Annotated in this window: 11 protein-coding genes; 6 read left to right on the top strand and 5 right to left on the bottom strand. The window is 69.6% G+C overall.

From position 1 onward, the window contains the following. Nucleotides 1-22: 22 nt before the first annotated feature. The gene (locus tag AB0D34_RS10635; protein WP_362659583.1) at nucleotides 23-1,678 is read right to left on the bottom strand and encodes a site-2 protease family protein; all 1,656 of its coding nucleotides are present in this window, start codon (nucleotides 1,676-1,678) and stop codon (nucleotides 23-25) included. Between the two features lie 263 nt (nucleotides 1,679-1,941). Between AB0D34_RS10635 and AB0D34_RS10630 the strand changes: the two genes are divergently transcribed. Together AB0D34_RS10630 and AB0D34_RS10625 are read left to right on the top strand one after the other, a co-directional pair. Then, nucleotides 1,942-2,985: a RecB family exonuclease gene (locus AB0D34_RS10630; protein WP_362659580.1), complete on the top strand. Its 1,044-nt coding sequence runs from the start codon at nucleotides 1,942-1,944 to the stop codon at nucleotides 2,983-2,985. A gap of 14 nt (nucleotides 2,986-2,999) precedes the next feature. Beyond that, on the top strand, nucleotides 3,000-3,671 hold the full coding sequence (locus tag AB0D34_RS10625) for a response regulator transcription factor (RefSeq protein ID WP_030606450.1): 672 nt from the start codon (nucleotides 3,000-3,002) through the stop codon (nucleotides 3,669-3,671). 90 nt (nucleotides 3,672-3,761) lie between these two features. Here AB0D34_RS10625 and AB0D34_RS10620 read toward each other — a convergent pair whose 3' ends face one another. The 4 genes from AB0D34_RS10620 to metH all read right to left on the bottom strand — a co-directional run bounded on the left by AB0D34_RS10620 (nucleotide 3,762) and on the right by metH (nucleotide 11,806). Beyond that, on the bottom strand, nucleotides 3,762-5,342 hold the full coding sequence (locus AB0D34_RS10620) for an ABC transporter substrate-binding protein (protein ID WP_362659577.1): 1,581 nt from the start codon (nucleotides 5,340-5,342) through the stop codon (nucleotides 3,762-3,764). An 81-nt stretch (nucleotides 5,343-5,423) separates the two neighbouring features. Then, the gene (locus tag AB0D34_RS10615) at nucleotides 5,424-7,028 is read right to left on the bottom strand and encodes an ABC transporter substrate-binding protein (RefSeq protein ID WP_362659575.1); all 1,605 of its coding nucleotides are present in this window, start codon (nucleotides 7,026-7,028) and stop codon (nucleotides 5,424-5,426) included. Nucleotides 7,029-7,462: 434 nt separating this feature from the next. Then, nucleotides 7,463-8,161 carry an HAD family phosphatase gene (locus AB0D34_RS10610; RefSeq protein WP_362659573.1) on the bottom strand — a complete coding sequence of 233 codons (699 nt, stop codon included), beginning with the start codon at nucleotides 8,159-8,161 and terminating at the stop codon, nucleotides 7,463-7,465. A gap of 123 nt (nucleotides 8,162-8,284) precedes the next feature. After that, nucleotides 8,285-11,806: a methionine synthase gene (gene metH, locus AB0D34_RS10605; RefSeq protein WP_362659571.1), complete on the bottom strand. Its 3,522-nt coding sequence runs from the start codon at nucleotides 11,804-11,806 to the stop codon at nucleotides 8,285-8,287. A gap of 283 nt (nucleotides 11,807-12,089) precedes the next feature. Between metH and AB0D34_RS10600 the strand changes: the two genes are divergently transcribed. From AB0D34_RS10600 to AB0D34_RS10585, 4 genes are all read left to right on the top strand, one after another. After that, nucleotides 12,090-12,854 carry an IclR family transcriptional regulator gene (locus AB0D34_RS10600; protein ID WP_362659568.1) on the top strand — a complete coding sequence of 255 codons (765 nt, stop codon included), beginning with the start codon at nucleotides 12,090-12,092 and terminating at the stop codon, nucleotides 12,852-12,854. Between the two features lie 320 nt (nucleotides 12,855-13,174). Further along, nucleotides 13,175-13,975 (top strand): MIP/aquaporin family protein, encoded by an 801-nt coding sequence (locus tag AB0D34_RS10595; protein ID WP_362659565.1) that lies wholly within the window; start codon nucleotides 13,175-13,177, stop codon nucleotides 13,973-13,975. Between the two features lie 48 nt (nucleotides 13,976-14,023). Continuing rightward, the gene (gene glpK / locus AB0D34_RS10590; RefSeq protein WP_362659562.1) at nucleotides 14,024-15,562 is read left to right on the top strand and encodes a glycerol kinase GlpK; all 1,539 of its coding nucleotides are present in this window, start codon (nucleotides 14,024-14,026) and stop codon (nucleotides 15,560-15,562) included. A gap of 42 nt (nucleotides 15,563-15,604) precedes the next feature. Next, the gene (locus tag AB0D34_RS10585; protein WP_362659559.1) at nucleotides 15,605-17,221 is read left to right on the top strand and encodes a glycerol-3-phosphate dehydrogenase/oxidase; all 1,617 of its coding nucleotides are present in this window, start codon (nucleotides 15,605-15,607) and stop codon (nucleotides 17,219-17,221) included. The last annotated feature ends 52 nt before the right edge of the window (nucleotides 17,222-17,273 follow it).

Here is a 17,273-nt window from a genome sequence, read left to right as displayed (position 1 = left end):
TCCCCGGCGAGGCCGCCGACCACTAGGAGGGTCTGGCCATGGCCTTCACGAAGGCCCGCTCGACGTCGGCGGCGGACAGGACGCCGTAGATCTCTCCGGTCTCCTCGACCACCAGGTACTCGGTCGCCGGGGTCGCGCGCAGGGTGTCCAGGAGGTCCTCGCCCGCGAGTTCCGCCGAGACGCGCATGCCGTCGGTGAGGTCCTGGGCGAGGCCGCTGACGGCGACCCAGGGGCGGCGGTGTTCCGGTACGCCGACGATGGCGGCCTCGCGGACGAGGGAGAGCGGGGTGCCCTCGGCGTCGACGACGACCAGGGCGCGGGCGCCGGCGTCGTTGGCGCGGCGCAGGGCCTCGGAGAGGGGGGTGTCGGTCTCGACCGGGACCGCGCGGCGGGTGAGGGTGCGGGCGCGCAGTTCGGGGAGGTGTTCGCGCAGCCGGGCCATGCGGAGGCTGTTGCCGGCGCCGGTCCAGATGATCGCGGCGAGGATCGCGGCGAGCAGGGCGTCCATCACGGTGTCCATGCCGACGTTGTCCTCGGCGGAGGAGCCGAGTGCTCCGGACTGGGTGAGCAGCGGGAGGCCGATGAGGACGCAGACGGCGAGGGCGCGGCCGACCCAGGCGGCTGCGATGGTGCCGCTCATGGGTTTGCCGGTGAGCTTCCAGACGACGGCGCGGAGCATACGGCCGCCGTCGAGGGGGAGGCCGGGCAGGAGGTTGAAGACGGCCACGATGAGGTTGGAGACCATCAGTCCGGCGAGCAGGACGCCGGGGACGGTGCCGGGTTCCACAGGTTGCATGGCGAGGTAGAAGAGGCCGGCGAGGAGCAGGGAGAGCAGCGGGCCGACGAAGGCGAGCACGAACTCGCGGCCGGGGGTCTCGGCTTCCTTCTCGATCTCGGAGACGCCTCCGAAGAACTGGAGCTGGATGCGGCGGACGGGGAGCTTGAAGCGGAGGGCCGCGACCGTGTGCGCCAGTTCGTGGACGAGTACGGAGGCGTAGAAGGCGATCGCGAAGAAGAGGGACACGAGGTAGCGGGCGGCGCCGAGTTCCGGCAGTACGCGGTCCAACTGGCCGCCGAACACCCAGGTGATGAGCGCGGCGACGAGGAACCAGCTGGGGGCGACGTAGACGGGCACGCCGAAGGGGCGGCCCATCAGCAGTCCGCCGCGGGGCTGGGGGGACTGCGGCGGGGGGTTGTTGGGGGTGCCGGAGTGGGCGAGGGTGCGGTGCTCGTCGTGGTGGCCGGCGGGCCCTTCGGGTTTCCGGAGGCCGGTGGGGGCCGGGGACTGCACGTGGTCGCCTTGCGGAGGGGCGGGATCCGGCGTCCCTCCCGTGGGACCGTCGACGCCGCTGCTGGTGGTCTCCTCTGCCGTGGTGTCGGCCCCCGTCGGCGGTGGCTGGGCAGCGTTGTCATCCGCGGCCGGCTCGGGTGAGGCCGCCGTTGTGCTCTCGGGTTCCGGACTGGTGCCGTCGGTCGGGGTCGCGCCGGTGTCGTCGGGTCCGGGCGTGCGGTCCGGGTCCGTGGTGCGGGGGGACGGGTCGGTGGGCGCGTCGGCCCGGGTCCCGTTGTCGTGGGGGTCGGGGGCCGTGGGGTCGGTGGTGTGGGCCGGGGGCCCTGCGTGGGGCGCCGGCCTGTCCGTGCCGGATCGCGGCTGCCCGCTCCCGCCGCTCTCGTCCACGATGTCCCCTCGTTCGAAGCGTCTTCCGCGCCTGCCGTGCGGAAGGGTCTCGGGTCGATGGTATGCGGCGGGCGCGGCCGGTTCCGCCCCGGCACCCCCTGTGTTTCCTCAGGGTCACGGGCGGTCACGGCGAGGCGGCGCCCGTTGGACCGGAGACTTACACGCCACCTCGGCCCCCGAGCCCCGGAGCTCCCTCGGGCCCGCTCCCGCCCACGGCGCCGCGGCTGGGTCACTGTCAGTGGCGGGCCGTATGGTCTGTGGTCATGGAGACAAGCACGGAGAGCCAGGCCGGGGCCGCCGTCGACGCCCCGGGGACGACGGAACCGTCGGCCACGGCGCAGCCCGAGGCGGTCGAGGCCGGACAGAGCGACGGGGAAGCGCCCGTCGCGGCCGAGGTGGGGGCGGACCCCGCGGCAGGAGCGGCGCAGGACACCGGCGCGGTGTCCCGGGCCACCGTCATAACGCCCGCCGCGCCCGCCTCCCTCTCCCCCTCGCGGGCCAGTGACTTCATGCAGTGTCCGCTGCTGTACCGGTTCCGGGTGATCGACCGGCTGCCGGAGAAGCCGAGTGAGGCGGCAACCCGGGGGACCCTGGTGCACTCGGTGCTGGAGCGGCTCTTCGACGCGCCGGCCGGCGAGCGGACCGCGCCGGCGGCCAAGTCACTGATTCCCGGTCAGTGGGACCGGCTCAGGGAGAGCCGTCCGGAGGTGGTGGAGCTGTTCGCCGACGATCCCGGCGGCGAGCGGCTGGCGCGCTGGCTCGGTGAGGCGGAGCGGCTGGTCGAGCGGTGGTTCACGCTGGAGGACCCGACGCGTCTTGAGCCCGCCGAGCGGGAGCTGTTCGTGGAGACGGAGCTGGATTCGGGGCTCAGGCTGCGCGGGATCATCGACCGGGTCGACGTGGCACCGACCGGCGAGGTGCGGATCGTCGACTACAAGACGGGCAAGGCACCCCGGCCCGAGTACGCCGAGGGCGCGCTGTTCCAGATGAAGTTCTACGCCCTGGTGGTGTGGCGGCTGAAGAACGTGATCCCGCGCCGGCTCCAGCTGGTCTATCTCGGCAGCGGTGACGTCCTGACGTACGACCCCGTCCTCGCCGACCTGGAGCGGGTCGAGCGCAAGCTGCTGGCGCTGTGGGAGGCGATCCGGCAGGCCACGGAGACGGGCGACTGGCGGCCGCGCCCGACCAAGCTGTGCGGCTGGTGCGACCACCAGGAGCACTGCCCGGAGTTCGGCGGCACTCCCCCGCTCTACCCACTGCCGGTGAAGTCCGCGACCGGCGAGCAGGGCAGAATGGGGCCGGACTAGCGAAGGAGACTTACGTGGCCATCCGCGTCCTACTGGTCGACGACCAGCCGCTGCTGCGTACCGGGTTCCGGATGATTCTGGAGGCCGAGCAGGACCTCGCGGTCGTGGGCGAGGCCGGAGACGGCCTTCAGGCTCTCGACCAGGTGCGGGCTCTGCAGCCCGACGTGGTCCTGATGGACATCCGCATGCCGCGGATGGACGGTGTGGAGGCGACTCGGCAGATCACCGGGCCCGGGCGGGACGGGCCGGCCAAGGTGCTGGTGCTGACCACCTTCGACCTCGACGAGTACGTGGTGGAGGCGCTGCGGGCGGGGGCCAGCGGGTTCCTGCTCAAGGACGCCCCGGCCAACGAACTGGTGCAGGCGATCCGGGTGGTGGCCGCGGGTGAGGCGATGCTCGCGCCGAGCATCACGCGCCGGCTGCTCGACAAGTACGCCACGCATCTGCCGTCCGGTGACGAGCCGGTGCCGGACACCCTGCACACGCTGACCGACCGTGAGGTCGAGGTGCTGAAGCTGGTGGCGCGCGGGCTGTCCAACGCGGAGATCGCCGCGGATCTGTTCGTCAGCGAGACCACCGTGAAGACGCATGTCGGTCACGTCCTGACGAAGCTGGGGCTCAGGGACCGGGTGCAGGCCGCGGTGTACGCGTACGAGAGCGGTCTGGTGCGTCCCGGCGCGCAGTAGTCCGGCAGCGTTCGAAGAGCGCGTTCGAAGAGCGAAGAGGGCGTCCCCCGCCTGACTGGGGGCGCCCTCTTCGTGTGTGCGGCGGTTCGATCAGCCCTTGCTGAGCTCCCAGAAGCGGAACACGGTCGAGGCGTCGAGGCAGTACTCCAGGCCGTAGACGTCGTCGCGGACGACGGCGTACTGCTTGGCCTGCCAGACCGGCAGGACGGGGACTTCCTCGGCGACGAGGTCCTGGAGCGTGCCGTAGTGGTCGCCCGTCGCGGAGCGGTCGGGCTGGGCGGCGGTCTCCGGGATGAGCGTGCCGGTGATCTTGTTGTTGCTGTAGTTGTTGCTGAGCACGTTGCCCTTGCCGAAGAAGGGGGCCGTGAAGTTGTCGGCGTCCGGGTAGTCGGGCACCCAGCCCTTCACGTAGACGCCGTACTTGCCGGCGGCGATGTCCTTCTCGTACTGGTCGAAGGCCACGGACTTGACGTCGGCGGCGAACAGGCCGCTGGCGTTCAGCTGCTGGGCGATCGTCTTGAGTTCCTGGTCGGTGGCCGGGCCGTAGCGGGACGGCGTGGACCACAGGGTCAGCTTCACCTTGCCGGTGATGCCGTCGTCGGCGAGGGCGGCGGCGGCCTTGGACTTGGAGGGCTGGGCGCCGTAGGTGTCGAAGAAGGCCGTGTTGTGGCCCGCGATACCGGCCGGGATGATCGAGTAGAGCGGGTCCGCGGTGCCCTGGTAGACCTCGTGGATGAGGGCTTCGCGGTCGAGCAGGTAGGCGATCGCCTTGCGGACGCCGAGCTGTCCCGTGACCGGGTCGTCCATGTTGAAGACGAGGTGCTGGACCTCGGCGCTGGAGCCCTCGACGACCTCGACGCCGGAGTCGGCGGAGGCGTTCTCGATGTCGGTGATGTCGCTCGCGGTGAGACCGCGGTAGGCGATGTCGACCTTCTTGTCGGTCAGGGCGGTCTTCAGGGCGGCCTGGTCGCCGTGGAAGAACTTCAGCGTGACGCCCGAGTTCTTGGTCTCGGCGGTGCCCTTGTAGTTCTCGTTGACGGAGAAGACGGCCTGGTCGTCGTCGAACGAGTCGAGCTGGTAGGGACCGGAGCCGACCGCCTCGCCGTCCTTGCGCAGGCTGTCCGCGTCGTACTGCGTGTGGTCGACGATCGAGCCGGCGCCGGAGGCGATCTTGCTGGGGAAAGTGGCGTCGGGGGTGTTGAGCTTGAAGACGACGGTCTTCTCGTCCGGTGTCTCGACCTTGTCGAGCATCGGGAACATGATCGCGGGACCGGCGTCGTCGTTGATCTTCAGCATGCGGTCGAAGGAGAACTTGACGTCCTCGGAGGTGAGCGAGTCACCGTTGCTGAACTTGAGGTCGTCCTTGAGCGTGCACTCGTAGACCTGCGTCCTGGTGTCCGTGAACTCGCAGCTCTTGGCGGCGTCCGGTTCCGGTTCCGTGCCGCCCTTGGGGAAGCTGAGCAGCGACTGGAAGACGTTGTTGAACAACAGCCAGGAGCCGGGGTCGTAGCCGGAGGCCGGGTCGGTGGCGAGGACGTCGTCGGACATCCCCATGACCACGGAGGAGCCGCCGGAACCGGAGCCGCCGGACTCCGTGCCGCAGCCGGTCAGCAGGCCGGAGGCCAGCCCTGCCACGAGGGGCAGGACCGGCCACTGGATGCGCTTGTTCACGTGCGAGTGCCTTGTCGTCGATTCTTGTGGAATCCCGGGGCCCGCTCGCCGGGCCCTGGGCGATGGAGGCGTGGCGGCCGGTCAGCCGTCCACGCCTCGGCCGAGTTCCCACAGCTGCAGCGTCGACGAGGAGTTGAGCGCGTAGGCGGTGCCCGTGATGTCGTCGCGCGCGGCGACGTACTGGTTGCCCTGCCACAGCGGCAGCACGGGGACGTCGTCGGCGACGATGTCCTGGATCTCGGTCAGGCTTCCGGCTGCCGCGACGCGGTCGGCCTCGCGGCGGGAGTCCGGAATCAGGGTGTTGCGGATCTCGCTGTTGTCGTACGGCGATCCGAGGAAGTTGTCCTTGTCGAGGAACGGGGCGAGGTAGTTGTCGGCGTCGGGGAAGTCCGGGAACCAGCCCATGCCGTAGACGGCGTACTCGCCCTTCTGCTCGGCCGGGCGGAAGGTGGTCCAGGGGGTGCCCTGGAGGTCGACGTCGAAGAGCCCGCTGTCGTTGAGCTGCTTGCGCAGGTCCTCGAACTCCTCCTTGGTGGCCGAACCGTAGTGGTCGGTCGTGTAGTGGAGGGTCAGCTTCACCGGGGTGGTGATGTCGGCCTGGGTCAGCAGGGCCTTGGCCTTGGTGACGCTCGGGTCGCCGTACTTGTTGAAGAACGCGTTGGAGTGGCCGGTGATGCTGGCCGGGACCAGCGAGAAGAGCGGCTCGGCCTGGGTGCCGTAGACCTTGGAGACGAGTTCGCTGCGGTTGATGAGCTGGGCCATCGCCTGGCGCACGGCACGGGACTTCACGGCCGGGGCGTTGGTGTTGAAGGCCAGGTAGCGGATCTCCAGGCCGGCCATCTCGACGAGGTCGACGTCGCCGCCGGACTCGTTGGAGAGCTTCTGGATCTGCTGGGGCGACATGGTGCGGGTGATGAGGTCGATGTCGCCCTTTTCGAGGGCGGTGCCCATCTCGTCGGCGTCGGTGAAGGAGCGCAGCTCGACCTTGTCGTTGTTCACGGTCAACGACCCCTTGTAGTTGGGGTTCTTGGTGAACACGGCGTCGACGAGCTCGTCGTTCTTGACGTCGGCCTTCATTGTGTACGGGCCGGAGCCGTCGACGTCGAAGCCGTCGCGGAGCTTGTTCTTCGCGTAGTCGTCGGGGTTGACGATGCCGGCGACCGGGGTCGACAGCTTGTACGGGAAGGTGGCGTCGGCGGTCTTGAGGTGGAAGATGACCTCGCGGTCGCCCTTGGTCTCGACGGTGTCGATGGTGGACAGCAGGGCGAAGACGCCGGAGTCGGCCTTGATGGCTCGGGCGCGGTCGATGGAGTACTTCACGTCGGCCGCGGTGATGGCGTCGCCGTTGGCGAACTTCAGGCCGTCGCGCAGGGTGCAGACGTAGCGTTCGTTTCCGCTGTCGCTGAAACCGCAGGACTGGGCGGCCTCGGGCACGGGGTCACCGTCGCCCTTGGGCTGGATCATCAGGGTCTGCACGGTCTGGCGCAGGACGTTCCAGGTGCCGACGTCGTAGGCGTAGGCGGGGTCGAGCGGCGCCGGAGCGTCCTTCGTGGCGGTGAACCGGTCCGTGGTGCCGACGGCGATCGCGTCACTTCCGCCGCTGCCGCTGTCGGTCCCGCCGCAGGCGGCGAGTACCGGCGCGAGCAGACCGATGACGGCCGGCAGCACCAAAGTCTTGCGGTTCATGCTCGAGTTTCTCCAGAGCTGTTCAGTCCGTGTACCCGGCATGCATGGGTGGTGCGGCGGATCACGGGGTTAGGGCGATGTTCTCAGCAGGAGATTAGTCCGCACCTGTAGGAGGGTTCGCAGTCACCGGAGTTGGGCTTCCATCACACAGCGGAATCGGATGTGGACGCACCGAAAGCCCGCCAGGGGAAGGATTAGTGCAGGGTTCCATGAATCAGGACACATGGGCGCGCCCGGGGGCCCCGCAAGGGGCTGTCCGGCACAGCCTCCGCCGCCTGTCGAGGCCCCGTCGAGTGGGGAACGTCACATGCACAACGGGGCTGGGGCGGACCGGAATTCGGCCATCCGACGGTCTTCGAATTCCTTCGTCAGGGACCTGCGGAATTACCGGGTTATCCGCACCACACGCTGGGTGAACGCCCGTGGCATTTCCGTCATCGGACGATCATCAGGCCGCGCAGAAATGTCAGGTCGACCTCTTCGAGGGAGGTGACGACGGTGCGTCCGGGGGCCGGGGCGATGGGGGCGACGGAGGGCACGGCCACGACCTGGCAGCCGGCCGCCTCGGCGGCGGCGACCCCGGTCGCGGTGTCCTCGACGACCGCGCATCGGACCGGATCCGCGCCGAGCCCGGCGGCGGCGAACAGATAGGGGTCCGGGTGCGGCTTGGTGCGTGGCACCTCGTCGCCGGCGACCGTGAGCGCGAAGTGCCGGTGGCCGAGGGAGTCGAGGACCCGGTCGATGATGCGCCGGTGGGAGGCGGAGACCAGGGCGGTGGGGATCCGGTGCGCGGACAGTTCGGCCAGCAGCCGGGGGGCGCCGGGCATCAGCGGCAGAGCGCGTGCGATGCGGTCCTCGAAGCCCTCGTTGAGCAGGACGGTGAGTTCGGCGAGGGTGATGTCGGCGCCGGTGGCCTCGATCAGGAAGCCGGCGCTACGGGTCATGGGGCCACCGACCACGACATGACGCCAGGAGTCGTCGAGGGTGTGACCGAGGCCGGCGAAGACCTCGACCTCGACGTCCCACCAGAAGCCCTCGGTGTCCACCAGGGTTCCGTCCATGTCGAGGAGGACGGCCTGGAGGGCCGAGCCGTCTGCCGTACGGGTTACGGGCGCGGGGACCGTGCTGGTCATCCACGTACCTCCTTGAGGGACGAGCAGGCCGGTTCCCCGCACGGGGAACCGGCCTCCAGTGGACCGACCAGTGTACGTCTTGTCGGATCAGTGTGCTCGGTGAGCCAGGACTCACCGGGCGGGTCACCGGGCGTTGAAGTACTTCGCCTCCGGGTGGTGGATGACGATCGCGTCGGTGGACTGCTCGGGGTGGAGCTGGAACTCCTCGCTCAGGTGGACGCCGATCCGCTCCGGCTTGAGCAGCTCGGCGATCTTGGCGCGGTCCTCCAGGTTCGGGCAGGCGCCGTAGCCGAGGGAGAAGCGGGCGCCCCGGTACTTCAAAGCGAACATGTCCTCGATGTCGTTCGGGTCCTCGCCGGCGTAGCCCAGCTCCGAACGCACGCGCGCGTGCCAGTACTCGGCGAGCGCCTCGGCCAACTGGACGGACAGGCCGTGCAGTTCGAGGTAGTCGCGGTAGGCGTTGGCCTCGAAGAGCTTGGCGGTCTGCTCGCCGATCCGCGAGCCGACCGTGACGACCTGGAGGCCGACCACGTCCGTCTCCCCCGACTCCTCCGGGCGGAAGAAGTCGGCGAGGCACAGCCGACGTCCGCGGCGCTGGCGCGGGAAGGTGAAGCGGGTGCGCTCGTTGCCCTCCTGGTCCAGGATGATCAGGTCGTCGTCCTTGGACACGCACGGGAAGTAGCCGTAGACGACGGCGGCTTCGAGGAGGTTCTCGGTCTGGAGCTGGTCCAGCAGGCCGCGCAGCCGGGGCCGGCCGTCGGTCTCGACGAGCTCCTCGTACGTCGGTCCCTCGCCGGTGCGGGCCTGCTTGAGCCCCCACTGGCCCTTGAACAGGGCGCCCTCGTCCAGCCAGGAGGCGTACTCCTTGAGCTGGATGCCCTTGATGACGCGGGTGTCCCAGAACGGCGGGGTGGGCACCGGGTTGTCGGTGGCCACGTCGGAGCGCACATGCCCCTCTTCGGGCCGCTCTTCTTCCACGGTCACGGCGCCTGCGCGCACCCGGCGCTGCTTGAGCTCGGGCAGCTTGGCGCCGGGCACGCCCCGCTTGACGCCGATGAGGGCGTCCATGAGGCGCAGGCCCTCGAACGCGTCGCGGGCGTAGCGGACTTCGCCTTCGTAGATCTCGTGCAGGTCCTGTTCGACGTACGCCCTCGTCAGCGCGGCTCCGCCGAGGATGACCGGGAAGTCGGCGGCCAGGCCGCGCTGGTTGAGCTCCTCCAGGTTCTCCTTCATGATCACCGTGGACTTGACCAGGAGGCCCGACATTCCGATGACGTCGGCGCGGTGCTCGGCGGCGGCGTCCAGGATCGCGGAGACCGGCTGCTTGATGCCGAGGTTGACCACGTTGTAGCCGTTGTTGGACAGGATGATGTCGACGAGGTTCTTGCCGATGTCATGGACGTCGCCGCGGACGGTGGCGAGCACGATGGTGCCCTTGCCGGCCTCGTCGCCCTCGACCTTCTCCATGTGGGGTTCCAGGTAGGCCACCGCGGTCTTCATCACCTCGGCGGACTGGAGGACGAACGGCAGCTGCATCTGGCCGGAGCCGAACAGCTCGCCGACGACCTTCATGCCGTCCAGGAGGGTGTCGTTGACGATGTCGAGGGCGGGGCGGGACTGGAGGGCCTCGTCGAGGTCGGCCTCCAGGCCGTTCTTCTCGCCGTCGATGATGCGGCGCTTGAGGCGCTCGTCCAGGGGCAGGGCGGCCAGTTCCTCGGCGCGGCCCGCCTTCAGGGACTTGGTGGTGGCACCCTCGAACAGGGCCATCAGCTTCTGCAGGGGGTCGTAGCCCTCGGCGCGACGGTCGTAGATGAGATCGAGGGCCGTCTGGACCTCTTCCTCGCTGAAGCGGGCGATGGGCAGGATCTTCGACGCGTGGACGATCGCCGAGTCCAGGCCCGCCTTGACGCACTCGTCGAGGAAGACCGAGTTGAGCAGGACGCGGGCGGCCGGGTTGAGGCCGAAGGAGATGTTGGACAGACCCAGCGTGGTCTGGACGTCCGGGTGGCGGCGCTTGAGTTCGCGGATCGCCTCGATGGTGGCGATGCCGTCCTTGCGGGACTCCTCCTGACCGGTGCAGATGGTGAAGGTCAGGGTGTCGATGAGGATGTCCGACTCGTGGATGCCCCAGTTGCCGGTCAGGTCCTCGATGAGCCGTTCGGCGATGGCAACCTTGTGCTCGGGGGTACGGGCCTGCCCCTCCTCGTCGATGGTCAGCGCGATCAGCGCGGCGCCGTGCTCCTGGGCGAGCTTGGTGACCTTCGCGAAGCGGGACTCGGGGCCGTCGCCGTCCTCGTAGTTGACCGAGTTGATGACCGCGCGGCCGCCGAGCTTCTCCAGGCCGGCCTCGATGACGGGGACCTCGGTGGAGTCCAGGACGATCGGCAGGGTGGAGGCGGTGGCGAAGCGGCCGGCGAGCTCCTTCATGTCGGCGACGCCGTCACGGCCCACGTAGTCCACGCAGAGGTCCAGCATGTGGGCGCCCTCGCGGATCTGCTCGCGGGCCATCTCCACACAGTCGTCCCAGCGGGCCTCCAGCATGGCCTCGCGGAACTTCTTGGAACCGTTGGCGTTGGTGCGCTCGCCGATGGCCAGGTAGGAGGTGTCCTGGCGGAACGGGACGGTCTGGTAGAGGGAGGCGGCGCCGGGCTCGGGCTGCGGGTTGCGCTCGGAGGGCGTGAGGTCGCGGACCCGCTCGACGACCTGGCGCAGGTGCTCGGGGGTGGTGCCGCAGCAGCCGCCGATCAGGGAGAGGCCGTAGTCGCGTACGAAGTTCTCCTGGGCGTCGGCCAGGCCCTCGGGACCGAGCGGGAAGTGCGCGCCGTCCTTGGTGAGGATCGGCAGACCCGCGTTCGGCATGCACAGCAGCGGGATGCGGGAGTGCCGGGCGAGGTACCGCAGGTGCTCGCTCATCTCGGCCGGGCCGGTCGAGCAGTTCAGGCCGATCATGTCGATGCCGAGCGGCTCCAGCGCGGTCAGCGCGGCGCCGATCTCGGAGCCGAGGAGCATCGTGCCGGTGGTCTCGAAGGCCATGGAGACCACCAGCGGCACATCGGCGCCGGTCGCCTCCAGCGCGCGACGGGCGCCCAGGACGGAGGCCTTCGTCTGGAGCAGGTCCTGCGTGGTCTCCACGATCAGGGCGTCGGCGCCGCCGGCGAGCAGACCCTCGACGTTGGCCTGGTAGCCGTCGCGGATCGTGGCGTAGTCGATGTGGCCGAGGGTGGGCAGCTTGGTGCCGGGGCCGACCGAGCCGAGGACCCAGCGCTGGCGGCCGTCCCGGGCGGTGTACTCGTCGGCCGTCTCGCGGGCGATCCGGGCACCCGCCTCGGAGAGCTCGTGGACACGGTCGGCGATCTCGTATTCCGAGGCGGCCGTGTAGTTGGACCCGAAGGTGTTCGTCTCGACGCAGTCCACCCCCGCGTCGAAGTACTCCTCGTGGACTGAGCGGACGATGTCCGGCCGGGTCACGTTGAGGATCTCGTTGCAACCCTCGAGGTTCTCGAAGTCCTCGAGGGTCGGGTCCTGGGCCTGCAGCATGGTGCCCATCGCTCCGTCGGCGACCACCACTCTGGTGGCGAGCGCCTCACGGAGCGCGGACACACGGGTCCGGCTGTCGGCGGAAGGGGTCAGTGGCGACGAGGCCATGAAAGGGCTCCCTCAGTTGCGACGGCTGTCGGCTTCACGGCGCCCGCGAGACGTCCCACGCTGGGCGCACCACGCCAGAGTAGCCGGGCCTGCCACCGGATGGTCAGGAAGTCCACGGGACGGACGAGGATGGCGGGCAGGTCACCGGCGGGATACCAGTGACGCAACAGTTGTGGACCGACCATTAGCGGGAGGTCGGCATGGACCGGTAGTGTTCGGCATTGCCGAACAGTGGCAGCGACGCCGTAACACGGCTGTCGAAGGGGACGGAGGCAGGACGGCGATGGCACGGAACATCCAGTCGCTCGAACGGGCGGCCGCGATGCTGCGGCTCCTCGCGGGCGGCGAGCGGAGACTCGGCCTGTCGGACATCGCCTCGTCCCTGGGCCTCGCCAAGGGCACCGCGCACGGCATCCTGCGCACCCTCCAGCAGGAGGGGTTCGTGGAGCAGGACGAGGCCTCCGGGCGGTACCAGCTGGGCGCCGAGCTGCTGCGCCTGGGGACCACCTATCTGGACGTGCACGAACTACGCGCGCGTGCGCTCGTCTGGACGGACGACCTGGCCCGCTCCAGCGGCGAGAGCGTCCACCTGGGCGTGCTGCACCAGCAGGGCGTGCTGATCGTGCACCACGTCTTCCGGCCCGACGACAGCCGGCAGGTGCTGGAGATCGGGGCCATGCAGCCCCTGCACTGCACGGCGCTCGGCAAGGTGCTCTCGGCGTACGACCCGGTCGCGCACAGCGAGGCGCTGGAGAGCGACCGCAAGGCGTTCACCGAGCGGACCGTGTGCGACCTGGCGGAGTTCGAGCAGATCCTCGACGTCACCCGCGCGCGCGGGTACGCGGCGGACGTCGAGGAGACCTGGGAGGGCGTGGCCTCCATCGCCGCACCCATCCACGACCGGCGGCGGATGCCGGTCGGCGCGGTCGGGATCACCGGGGCCGTGGAGCGGCTGTGCCGCGAGGGAGAACTGCGTCCGGAGCTGATCGCGGCGGTGCGGGACTGCGCCCGCGCGGTCTCGCGGGACCTGGGCGCCGGGCGGTTCTGAGGACCGTAAGAAGGGGCCGGCACGTCGGTGACGTGCCGGCCCTCGGTCGTACTCCGACACAACGGCACAAATCGCCAAACCAAGATCGTTGACTCACAGTTATCAGTAACGATCGTGTTTTCGACTACAGAACTCTTGACGTGCGCGTAACCCCGGAGCAAGACTCCCGTCCATCGGTCGGCATTGTCGAACACCTACCGGCAATACGCGCTAGAGTGTGACAACGCCAAGGGCCGGCATCGCTCTCACCCCGAGGGCAGCTCGAACCACCGGAGGGACCCGGGGTTCGGTCCCCTGGACGAAGGACAAAGGAGTCGCGGGTGTCCAGCTCCGACATCTTCATCGGCGAGACCATCGGTACCGCCATACTCATCCTGCTCGGCGGCGGTGTCTGCGCCGCCGTGACGCTGAAGGCCTCCAAGGCCCGTAACGCCGGGTGGCTCGCCATCACCTTCGGGTGGGGTTTCGCCGTTCTGACGGCCGTCTACACCTCGGCGCCGCTGTCCGGCGCCCACCTCAACCCGGCCGTGACGCTGGCGCTCGCGCTCAAGAAGGACGGCATCCCGTGGAGTGACGTCCCGGTCTACTGGGGCGGGCAGCTGCTCGGCGCCATGATCGGTGCGGCTCTGGTCTGGGTCGCCTACTACGGCCAGTTCCACGCGCACCTCACCGACAAGGAGATCGTCGGCGCTCCGGGTGCGCAGGCCACGACCGCGAAGGCCGTCGAGGCGCAGGAGAAGGGCGCCGGTCCGGTCCTGGGCATCTTCTCCACCGGCCCCGAGGTCCGCGTCGCCTGGCAGAACGTCGCCACCGAGGTCATCGGCACCATCGTGCTGGTGCTCGCCGTCCTCACGCAGGGTCTCAACGGTGACGGCAAGGGCCTGGGCACCCTGGGCGCCCTGATCACCGCGCTGGTCGTCGTCTCCATCGGTCTGTCCCTCGGTGGCCCGACCGGGTACGCGATCAACCCGGCCCGTGACCTCGGTCCGCGTATCGTGCACGCCCTCCTGCCCCTGCCCAACAAGGGCGGTTCCGACTGGGGCTACGCCTGGGTCCCGATCGCCGGTCCGCTGATCGGCGGCGCGATCGCCGCAGGCATCTACAACGTCGCTTTCGCATAAAGCACCGGTAGAACGTCCTCTTCACTCACGGAACCCCAGGAGCACACAGTGACCGACGCCCACACCGCCGGCCCGTTCATCGCCGCCATCGACCAGGGCACCACCTCCAGCCGCTGCATCGTCTTCGACAAGGACGGCCGTATCGTCTCGGTCGACCAGAAGGAGCACGAGCAGATCTTCCCGAAGCCGGGCTGGGTCGAGCACAACGCCAACGAGATCTGGACCAACGTCGAGGAAGTCGTCGCCGGAGCCATCCAGAAGGCCGGCATCACCCGCGACGACATCAAGGCCATCGGCATCACCAACCAGCGCGAGACCACGCTGCTGTGGGACAAGAACACCGGTGAGCCCGTCCACAACGCCATCGTCTGGCAGGACACCCGCACCGACGCCCTGTGCAAGGAGCTCGGCCGCAACGTCGGCCAGGACCGCTTCCGCCGCGAGACCGGTCTCCCCCTCGCCTCCTACTTCGCCGGCCCGAAGGCCCGCTGGCTGCTCGACAACGTCGAGGGTCTGCGCGAGCGCGCCGAGCGCGGCGACATCCTCTTCGGCACCATGGACTCCTGGGTCATCTGGAACCTGACCGGCGGTGTCGACGGCGGCAAGCACTACACCGACGTCACCAACGCCTCCCGCACCATGCTGATGAACCTCCACACGCTGGAGTGGGACGAGAAGATCGCCGAGTCCATCGGCGTGCCGCTGGCGATGCTCCCCGAGATCCGTTCCTCGGCCGAGGTCTACGGCGAGGTCACCGGCGGCAAGCTGGGCGACCTGCTCGGCGGCATCCCGGTCGCCTCGGCGCTCGGCGACCAGCAGGCGGCGCTGTTCGGGCAGACCTGTTTCGCCGAGGGCGAGGCCAAGTCGACGTACGGCACCGGCACCTTCATGCTGCTGAACACCGGCGAGAAGATCATCAACTCGTACAGCGGTCTGCTCACCACCGTCGGCTACCGCATCGGTGACGACAAGCCGGTCTACGCCCTCGAGGGCTCCATCGCCGTCACCGGTTCGCTGGTGCAGTGGATGCGCGACCAGATGGGCCTGATCTCCACCGCCGCCGAGATCGAGACGCTCGCGCTGTCCGTCGAGGACAACGGCGGCGCGTACTTCGTGCCGGCCTTCTCCGGTCTGTTCGCCCCGTACTGGCGCTCCGACGCCCGCGGTGTGATCGCCGGTCTGACCCGGTACGTCACCAAGGCGCACCTCGCGCGTGCCGTCCTGGAGGCCACCGCCTGGCAGACCCGTGAGATCACCGACGCCATGACCAAGGACTCGGGCGTCGAGCTCGCGGCCCTCAAGGTCGACGGCGGCATGACCTCCAACAACCTGCTGATGCAGACCCTCTCGGACTTCCTGGACGCCCCCGTGGTCCGTCCGATGGTCGCCGAGACCACCTGCCTCGGCGCCGCCTACGCCGCCGGTCTCGCCGTCGGCTTCTGGACCAGCACCGACGACCTGCGCGCCAACTGGCGCCGGGCCGCCGAGTGGACCCCCCGCATGGACGCGGACACCCGCGACCGTGAGTACAAGAGCTGGCTCAAGGCCGTCGAGCGGACCATGGGCTGGCTCGAGGACGAGAGCTGAGAGACACCCCCTCAACAGCTCGATGAGGAGTAAGAACCCCACATGACCAGTCAGTCCACCCTGCAGTCCGTGCCTGCCCTCGGTACGCGCCCGGCCTCCGGCTCCAACCCGAGCCGCGCCGAGACCCGGGAGCAGCTCTCCAAGGCGTCGTACGACCTTCTCGTGATCGGCGGCGGCATCCTGGGCATCTCCACCGCCTGGCACGCCGCGCAGTCCGGCCTCAGGGTGGCACTGGTCGACGCCGGCGACTTCGCCGGCGCCACCTCCTCCGCCTCCTCCAAGCTGCTCCACGGCGGTCTGCGCTATCTGCAGACCGGCGCGGTGAAGCTGGTGGCGGAGAACCACTTCGAGCGTCGCGCGGTGTCCCGCCAGGTGGCTCCCCACCTGGCGAACCCGCTCACGTTCTACCTCCCCGTGTACAAGGGCGGGCCGCACGGCGCCGCGAAGCTCGGGGCGGGCGTCTTCGCCTACTCCGCGCTCTCCGCGTTCGGTGACGGCGTCGGTCATCTCCTGTCCCCCGCCAAGGCGGCGCAGGACGTGCCCGAGCTGCGTACCGACAACCTGAAGGCCGTGGCCGTGTACGGCGACGACCAGATGAACGACGCCCGCATGGCGCTGATGACGGTCCGCGCGGCCGTCGAGGCGGGTGCGGTGGTCCTGAACCACGCCGAGGTCACCGGGCTGCGGTTCACCAAGGGCCGGGTGACCGGCGCGGACCTGCGCGACCGGCAGTCCGGCGACGAGTTCGGCGTGAATGCCCGTCTCGTGCTGAACGCGACCGGGCCGTGGGTGGACCACCTGCGCAAGATGGAGGACCCGAACGCGGCTCCCTCGATCCGCCTCTCCAAGGGCGCGCACCTGGTCCTGAAGCGGACCGCGCCGTGGAGGGCCGCGCTGGCGACCCCGATCGACAAGTACCGGATCACCTTCGCACTGCCGTGGGAGGACATGCTGCTCCTCGGCACCACGGACGAGGAGTTCGAGGGCGACCCGGCGGACGTCACGGTCACCGAGAAGGACACGGCCCAGATACTCGACGAGGCCGCGTTCTCCGTCCGCGACCAGCAGCTCTCCCGTGACCTGATCACGTACTCCTTCGCGGGTCTGCGGGTGCTGCCGGGCGGTCCCGGTGACACCGCGAAGGCCAAGCGCGAGACCGTGGTCACGGAGGGCCGGGGCGGCATGCTGTCCGTCGCGGGCGGCAAGTGGACGACGTTCCGGCACATCGGCCGTACGGTCATGCAGAAGCTGGAGGCGCTGCCGGGCGCTCCGCTGGGCGCCGACTACGAGCCCATCTCCTCCCTGCCGAAGAAGCTCCCGCTTCCCGGTGTCGCCAACCCGCGCGCGGTCGCGCACCGCCTGCTGGTCGACAACCCGGCGCCGGGTCCGCGCATGGCCGCCGACACGGCGAGGCACCTGGCGACGCACTACGGTTCGCTGGCCTTCGACATCGCCCGGCTGGCGAACGAGAACCCCGAACTGGGTGAGCGGGTGCACCCCGACGCCCCGGAGATCTGGGCGCAGGTCGTCTACGCCCGGGACAACGAGTGGGCCGAGACCCAGGACGACGTGCTGCGCCGCCGTACGACGCTGACGATCCGGGGTCTGGCCACGGACGAGGTCCGGGCGAAGGTCCAGGACCTGCTCGACAAGAAGTAAGCGGTACAGCGGTAAAGGGCGGCTCCCCGTTGTGGGGGCCGCCCTTTTCTTC

Origin of the sequence: Streptomyces sp. NPDC048420 (assembly GCF_040651535.1) — a bacterium.
Lineage (GTDB): Bacteria > Actinomycetota > Actinomycetes > Streptomycetales > Streptomycetaceae > Streptomyces.
The sequence above is the reverse complement of the archived record's forward strand: the minus strand, read 5'-3'. Positions and strand labels throughout refer to the sequence as shown.